7 protein-coding genes are annotated in these 7,504 nt (G+C 66.9%); 2 read left to right on the forward strand and 5 right to left on the reverse strand.

The annotated features are described in order from the left end of the window. Positions 1-186: 186 nt before the first annotated feature. Positions 187-462 (reverse strand): DUF1467 family protein, encoded by a 276-nt coding sequence (locus ACFMBG_RS07805; protein WP_421054144.1) that lies wholly within the window; start codon positions 460-462, stop codon positions 187-189. Between the two features lie 56 nt (positions 463-518). Continuing rightward, on the reverse strand, positions 519-923 hold the full coding sequence (gene mce / locus ACFMBG_RS07810; RefSeq protein WP_008557322.1) for a methylmalonyl-CoA epimerase: 405 nt from the start codon (positions 921-923) through the stop codon (positions 519-521). A gap of 176 nt (positions 924-1,099) precedes the next feature. Between mce and ACFMBG_RS07815 the strand changes: the two genes are divergently transcribed. Continuing rightward, positions 1,100-1,819 (forward strand): response regulator, encoded by a 720-nt coding sequence (locus ACFMBG_RS07815; RefSeq protein WP_421054145.1) that lies wholly within the window; start codon positions 1,100-1,102, stop codon positions 1,817-1,819. Between the two features lies 1 nt (position 1,820). Continuing rightward, positions 1,821-1,961: a hypothetical protein gene (locus tag ACFMBG_RS07820; protein ID WP_421054146.1), complete on the forward strand. Its 141-nt coding sequence runs from the start codon at positions 1,821-1,823 to the stop codon at positions 1,959-1,961. 662 nt (positions 1,962-2,623) lie between these two features. Here the strand turns inward: ACFMBG_RS07820 and ACFMBG_RS07825 are convergent. The 3 genes from ACFMBG_RS07825 to aspS form a co-directional block, all read right to left on the reverse strand. Next, positions 2,624-3,844 carry a DUF1501 domain-containing protein gene (locus ACFMBG_RS07825; RefSeq protein ID WP_421054147.1) on the reverse strand — a complete coding sequence of 407 codons (1,221 nt, stop codon included), beginning with the start codon at positions 3,842-3,844 and terminating at the stop codon, positions 2,624-2,626. A 15-nt stretch (positions 3,845-3,859) separates the two neighbouring features. Continuing rightward, positions 3,860-5,245 carry a DUF1800 domain-containing protein gene (locus ACFMBG_RS07830; RefSeq protein WP_421054148.1) on the reverse strand — a complete coding sequence of 462 codons (1,386 nt, stop codon included), beginning with the start codon at positions 5,243-5,245 and terminating at the stop codon, positions 3,860-3,862. A gap of 243 nt (positions 5,246-5,488) precedes the next feature. Then, positions 5,489-7,267, reverse strand: coding sequence for an aspartate--tRNA ligase (aspS, locus tag ACFMBG_RS07835; protein ID WP_421054149.1), 1,779 nt, complete (start codon positions 7,265-7,267; stop codon positions 5,489-5,491). Between the last annotated feature and the right edge of the window lie 237 nt (positions 7,268-7,504).

The following is a 7,504-nucleotide window of genomic DNA, read 5'->3' on the forward strand; positions in this document are numbered from 1 at the left end:
TCAAACGCTTCTCGGCAAGTTTCTTCTGATTCCGGTTTTGCGATGCCGCCCGCTCCAGCCCGCCAGGGCTGGCCGCACCCGCGCCGCGCGCCAGCGCGGCGCCACGCCCAACCGGCACCGAGGCATGCCAATGCCTCCCAGCCGGGCGGGAGTGCTTCCTTTCTTGGAAAACGGAGACCCGCGGATTTACCCTTGCTCGGGCAGCATCCCCATCCAGTCGAAGTCCCGCACCGAGATCACGCCGGAAAAGATGATCCCGGCCACAATCGCCCAGATCACCGCAGCCACCCCGGTGGTGATCCAGGCTTTCTGCTTCAGGTAATGATTCTCAGGCGCCCCGGCATGGGTGCCCGGCACCACCTCGCCCTTGTCGCCCTGGGTCTCCAGACGGATCGGGATGATCACCAGGAAGGTCAGGAACCAGATCACTGCATACAGAACGATCGCTGATGTAACACCCATGGGTCCGGCCTCCTGAACTTGCCCTGCCCCGCTGCTGGGGCAGGACGCTCATAGCCTCAAACTTCCTCGAGTTCCACCAGGCAGCCGTTGAAATCCTTGGGATGCAGGAACAGAACCGGTTTGCCATGCGCGCCGATTTTCGGCTCGCCCGTGCCCAGCACCCGCGCGCCTTGTGCCTTCAGGTGGTCGCGCGCCGCCAGGATGTCCTCCACCTCATAGCAGACATGGTGGATGCCGCCTGCCGGGTTCTTCTCCAGGAAGCCGTTGATCGGCGAATTCTCCCCCAGGGGATACAGCAGCTCGATCTTGGTGTTGGGCAGTTCGATGAACACGACGGTCACCCCGTGATCCGGCTCATCCTGCGGCTCGCCCACCTTGGCACCCAGCGCATTGCGGTACTGCGCGGATGCGGCCTCCAGGTCGGGGACAGCAATGGCAACATGGTTCAGACGGCCAATCATTTCAGGTGTGCTCCTCTCACAAATGTTCCTCGCCCCCGGTTATGGGGCGGATGCTGCGCCGCGGCAAGTGCGCCATTGCGCACGGGGGCGCCCGGATGCGGCAGCGCACGCGCCGTTAACCAGGTATTAGCCTCGACTTCCTAGCGTCGGATCATATCCCGCAAGGAGGATACGTTATGGACGATTCGGAACTGTTTGCTGCCGCTCAACGCCTGCCCACCACCCGCCGGCCGCTGCTGGGGCTGACCATTCTGGTTGTCGAGGACAGCCGCTTTGCCTGCGAGGCGCTGCGCCTCCTCTGCCTGCGCAGCGGCGCCCGCATCCGCCGGGCCGACTGTCTGAAATCCGCCCGCCGCCACCTGCAGGTCTACCGCCCCTCGGTGCTGATTGCCGATGTCGGGCTGCCGGACGGCTCCGGCCTCGACCTGATCCGCGAACTGGCCGAGGCCAGCCCGCGCCCCGGCGTGATCCTGGCCACCTCCGGCGACCCGGCGCTGGAAGGCGCCGCGCTTGAGGCCGGCGCCGCCGGCTTCCTGGAAAAGCCGATCACCTCGCTGGCGGCCTTCCAGCAGAAGATCCTGTCGAACCTGCCTGCCGACCGCCAGCTGTCCGGCCCGCGGGCCCTGGATGACGAAACGGTGGAGCCGGATTTGCTCGCCTACCGGGACGACATGGCCCATGCCGCCGACGTGCTCAGCATGTCGCAGGAGGAGAAAACCCTGGCCTATCTGGCACAGTTCCTGGGCGGTGTCGCCCGCAGCGCCGGCGACCGGCCGCTCGCCGATGCCGCGGACCGCCTGGACAGCGCCCGGCAAAAGGGTGAGCCGCTCACTCAGGACACCGCCGCGCTGGCCGGCCTGGTGCAGGAGCGGCTCGAACGCCGCGCGGCGATCTGACATGGCAGAGGTCTTTCTCATCGCCCTCGCCACGCTCGTCATCGTGCTGTACGGCCAGACCCGTCTCGACGCCCGCGCAATCCGCCGCAACCGCGGCAACGCAAACAGCCGCCCGCTGATCCTGAACCCGCCCAGCCGCTGACGCGGGATCCGCCCGCCGGGCTGCGCTGACCATGCCCGTTGTTGCCCCTATTGCGATGAATTGAAGCAAGCCTGGCACCGGCACCCGCGTAACACCTGTGTGCTGCCTGCGGCCCGGGCAATCTCAGCATCCTCAGCCCTTGAGGCTGTCCGCACTTCCAGCCCCTGCAGCAACACAGGCTATCCGGGGATCCGTACCCTCCCGGTAACATGGTGACTCCCAGACGCCGCAACAGCCGGGGCATTTCCTGTTGCCCGTCAGCTGCTGCCCCCCTTCATTCCGCCTGGCCTGCAGGCAAGCAATGGCGGACCTGTTTCCGCAACCCGCTGCCGGTTGATCGCACTCTTTCAGGCACTTCCTCCGGCCGACGCCTGTCCGGTGCTCTCCCGCGCCCGCAGCTGCGCGGCCAAGGCCGCACCGCTTGGCGGCCTTGGGCCCGGCACCGCCTGCAGGCGGTGCCGGGCCCAACGGCTCAGGTCATTCCCCGAATGATCTGAGCGGGCGGGAGCCGCCCGGCTGTTCTGCGAGGCGCACCGGCTTTGCGGGCTGCCGGTGCGCAGCACGCGAAGACCTGCTCGAAAACACGGGCCGCCGTCTTGCGCCCTGCCGCACAGATGGCGCCGTTCCGTCCTCTCAACCGCAGCGAGCCCGGCAACCGGGGCCTACAGCAGCAGCCCCGGATCATCCTCCATCGCAAGCCCCGGGAACACCCCGGCCTCAAGCCCGCTTTTCTGAGCTCCGGCAAGCCCGTGCAGCATCCAGGCGAGGTAGCGGCGCACATCTGCGGTCGGCATCAGGTCGCGCCGGTCGTAGAGATCGGCCTCTGCCAGCCCCGGCCAGCGCCCCAGCACCCGGCCGCCGCGGACCGCGCCGCCCGCCAGCAGCATCGCGCCGCCGGTGCCGTGGTCGGTGCCCCCCGTGCCGTTCTCCCGCACCGTGCGCCCGAACTCGGTCACCGCCGCAACCGCGGTCTTGCCCCAGATCTCCGGACCCACACCGCGTTGCAGCTCCAGGATCGTCTCCGCCAGCCGCCCCAGCGCCGCCTTCAGGCCGCCCGCCTGGCGGTTGTGCGTGTCCCAGCCGTTGATCGAAAACGCCGCAATCCTGCTGTCGCCGCGCAGCTGCTCTGCGGCATAGGCGGCAATGGCGGTATGCGCCTTGCCCTTCGGCGTTGTCATCATCGACATCATCCCGCCGTCTTCGCTGCCGTCCCCGCCGCCCTCGAGATCCAGGGACATGTCCTGACGGGTCAGCTCCAGCGCCTCGTTCAGCGCGGCGTGAAACAGCGGGTCGTCCTCCATCAGGAGGCCTGCCAGCCGCTCCGCCTGCGGGCTCATCGCCAGCGCTGCCCCCGGCGCCCATTGCGACACCGGCGCAGCGCCCTCCAGCAGCAGCATCCGCTCCTGGCCGATGGCAAAGGCGGTGCGCGCGTCCGTCCCCGGCGTCTGCTGCAGCAGCCGGTTCAGCCAGCCGTCCCGGGCCTCGCCCAGCCCGGCGGTGCCCGCCTCCAGCAGGTCCTGCCCGTCGAAATGGCTGCGCCGGTCGCGGTAGGGCGTGGACACCGCCTGAACAAAGCCAAGCTCCCCCTTGCGCCACAACGGCAGCAACGGTGCCAGTGCCGGATGCATGGCGTAAAAACCGTCCAGATCGGCGGCCCCGGCATCCGGGCCGCCCGACAGGGTCTGCCGCAGCCCGGCAAAATCCGGGTCGCCATAGGGCTGCACCACATCCAGCGCGTCCATGCCGCCGCGCAGGATGATCACCACCAGCCGCGTGTCCCACGGGGCGGCGGCAAAACTGACGGGTGTGACCAGCGGGCTGGCGGCCAGCGAACAGCCCAGCAAGGCGGAGCGGGTCAGGAGAGAACGGCGGGTCAGCTGCATCGGATGGGCCTCCTGTTAGCGGCGCTGAAAGGCGGGAGAGGACAGGATAAGCCCGACCGCCTCGGCCTCGGTTTCGGCGGCGCGGGCGGCAAACATCACCCGCTCGTTGGCAAAGCGGCCCAGTGCCGCTGACGCAAAGCGGCGCGGATCGGGCAGCGGCTGCGTCAGCCGCCGCGGCGCCGCCATCGCCCAGCGCAGGCGGGCCGCGAGGGCTTGCGGCGTCACCCAGGCTGCATCCTCTTCGGGCCAGCCGTCCGGCCCGCCGGAAAACTCCCAGCGCTGCCCCATCGGCGTCAGCGGCGCCAGCAGCAAACGGTTGAGCTGCCCCGGCCGCAAGGCGGCAATCCGCGCTGGCGGCACCGCCAGCGCGCGGCAGGCAGAAGCAACGTAGTCAAAGGGCGGCTTTACGTTACGCAGCTGAGGCTCCCAGGATGCCGGATGCTCCAGCAGCGCCGCGTAGACCTGCATGAGATCGCCGCCGCTTTGCTGGTAACGTGCCGCCAAGTGGGAGATCAGCGCAGGCTCCGGTGTATCCGAGATGAAATGCACCGCCAGCTTCCAGGCGATATGGCGCGCAGTTGCCGGGTGGCGCGCCAGATCGCGCAGGGCGCTCAGCACCTGGTCCAGCTCCGGCCTGCCGCCGCCATAAGTTTCGCCCAGGACGATCTCCGGACCCGGTTCCGCCATTCCCGGCCGGAACACGAACCCGCCGTCCCGCGTTAGGCTCAATCCCGTGAACAGCTCCGCCAGCTGCCGCACGTCCGCCTGGCTGTAAGGCCCGTCCACCCCCAGCGTGTGCAGTTCCAGCACCTCGCGGGCAAGGTTTTCGTTCAACCCGCTCAGGCGCTTGCGCCGCAGCGCTGCCCGGCTGCCCTCCCCGGCGGAGCGGTTCTGATCCAGGTATTGCAGCATCAAAGGGCTGGTGACGGCAGCGATCAGAATGTCCTCGAACCGGCCGCTGACATGCGGCCGGATCACACTCTCGGCATAAGGGGCTGCCAGAACGCGCGTCGGGCCCGTTTTGCCCTGCGCCGTGAAATGGTCAGCCCAGAACAGCACCAGCCGTTCGCGGAACGCATCGCGGGAATGGACATGGCGCAGCAGCCTCTGGCCGTGCCATCTGAAACGGGCGTGGTTCCGGGACCGGCGGAAATCCTTGAACGCCTTGTCCGCAGCCTGATAGCCGGATTTGCCTTCCTGCTTCTTGCGCTCCCGTCTCAGCTGCCGGAACTGCGCGGTGCCCGCCACCGCTTCTTCAAAACTGCTGACCGGAAACCGCCGCGCCATTTCATCAGGCCCGTGCAGGCGGCGAAGCATCTCTTCCGCCGATTGCGGGGGCGGCAGCACCGGCGACAGCCCTGCGCCAAAGCGGATCTCAGCCAAGTCTCCGTCAAACTGCATCGCCTGCTCTCCCTGAACGTCCCGTTGCCCCGTGCAGGTTAGAGCATTGGCGCCCCGGCCCACAGGTGAATTTCATATGATACGCGCGGTCTTGCCGGTTCCGTCGCCTGCCCGGCGGAATTTTCGGCACACTGTTTCCCGGCAAGGGAACCCGCCCGGAATTTTCGCAAAATTCCGCTTTGTCCGGGGCCAAAGAAAAGGCCCGGGTGAATACCCGGGCCTCCATCAAAACTTGTGAGCTGTTTACTGATCCTGCGGGATCACGCGCAGCCCCAGCTCCATCAGCTGCTCCGCCATCGGCTCGGAGGGCGCAGCCATCATCAGGTCTTCGGCGCGCTGGTTCATCGGGAACATAATCACTTCGCGGATGTTGGCCTCGTCGGCCAGCAGCATCACCATGCGGTCGATGCCGGCCGCGCAGCCGCCGTGCGGCGGGGCGCCGTACTGGAAGGCGTTGACCATGCCGCCAAAACGCTTGCGCACTTCTTCCTCGCCGTAACCGGCAATTTCGAAGGCCTTGAACATGATTTCCGGCTTGTGGTTCCGGATCGCGCCGGAGACCAGCTCATAGCCGTTGCAGGCCAGGTCGTACTGGTAGCCGGTGACGGCCAGAGGATCGCCTTGCAGCGCATCCATGCCGCCCTTGGGCATCGAGAACGGGTTGTGGTCGAAGTCCAGCTTCCCGGTCTCCTCGTCCTCCTGGTAGATCGGGAAATCCACGATCCAGGCAAAGGCAAAGCGGTCCTGCTCGGTCAGGCCCAGCTCCTCGCCGATCACGTTGCGCGCCTTGCCTGCAACGGTCTGGAAGGTCTTGGGCTTGCCGCCCAGGAAGAAGGCCGCATCGCCCACGCCCAGCTCCAGCTGCTGGCGGATCGCCTCGGTGCGCTCGGGACCGATGTTCTTGGCCAGCGGGCCAGCCGCTTCCATGCCGTCTGCCCCCTCGCGCCAGAAGATATAGCCCATGCCCGGCAGGCCCTCTTTCTGGGCAAAGGCGTTCATCCGGTCGCAGAACTTGCGGGAGCCGCCGGTGGGTGCCGGAATAGCGCGGATTTCGGTGCCTTCCTGCTCCAGCAGCTTGGCGAAGATCGCAAAGCCCGAGCCGCGGAAGTGCTCGGAGACAACCTGCATCTTGATCGGGTTGCGCAGGTCCGGCTTGTCGGTGCCGTACCACAGCGCTGCATCCTTATAGGAGATCTGCGGCCAGGTCTGATCCACCTTGCGGCCGCCGCCGAACTCCTCGAACACGCCTTTCATCACCGGCTCGATGGTGTCGAACACGTCCTGCTGGGTGACAAAGGACATTTCCATGTCGAGCTGGTAGAAGTCGGTCGGCGAACGGTCGGCGCGCGGGTCCTCGTCGCGGAAGCAGGGCGCGATCTGGAAATACTTGTCAAAGCCCGAGACCATCATCAGCTGCTTGAACTGCTGCGGCGCCTGCGGCAGGGCGTAGAACTTGCCCGGGTGCAGGCGCGACGGCACCAGGAAGTCGCGCGCGCCCTCGGGCGACGACGCGGTGATGATCGGGGTCTGGTATTCGTTGAAGCCGATGTCCCACATGCGGCGCCGGATCGAGGCCACCATGTTGGAGCGCAGCAGCATGTTCTTCTGCATCTTCTCGCGGCGCAGGTCCAGGTAGCGGTAGCGCAGGCGGGTTTCTTCCGGGTATTCCTGATCGCCGAACACCATCAGCGGCAGTTCCTCGGATTTGCCCAGCACTTCGATGTCGCGGATGAAGACCTCGATCTCGCCGGTCGGGATCTTGGGGTTCACCAGGCTTTCGTCGCGCGCCAGCACGTTGCCGTCGATGCGGATGCACCATTCGCTGCGGACCTTCTCGATCTCGGCAAACACCGGGCTGTCCGGGTCGGCCATGACCTGGGTCATGCCGTAATGGTCGCGCAGGTCGATGAACAGCAGGCCGCCGTGGTCGCGGACGCGGTGGACCCAGCCCGACAGGCGGACGGTTTCACCCACGTTGGATTTGTTCAGTTCGGCGCAGGTATGGCTGCGGTAAGCGTGCATCGGTTGACCTTTCATTATGCCGGTCTTTTGCCCGGGCGGGCCGTCATTCGGGAGATGCGCACGGAAACGGCGCGGAATTCGTCCGGGGTGGTACACAAGTTTGCGGCTCTGTTGTCAAGCAAACTGGGCAAATTCCGCACCGGCTGGCGCCCGGTTTTTGCCGGTTCAGCACAATGGCGCTGAGGCTCCCGCCCCTTGCCCGCCCCGCCGCTGCGCGGCCCGGCGGCAAGCGTTGGG

Source organism: Leisingera coralii (genome assembly GCF_049056525.1).
GTDB lineage: Bacteria > Pseudomonadota > Alphaproteobacteria > Rhodobacterales > Rhodobacteraceae > Leisingera > Leisingera coralii.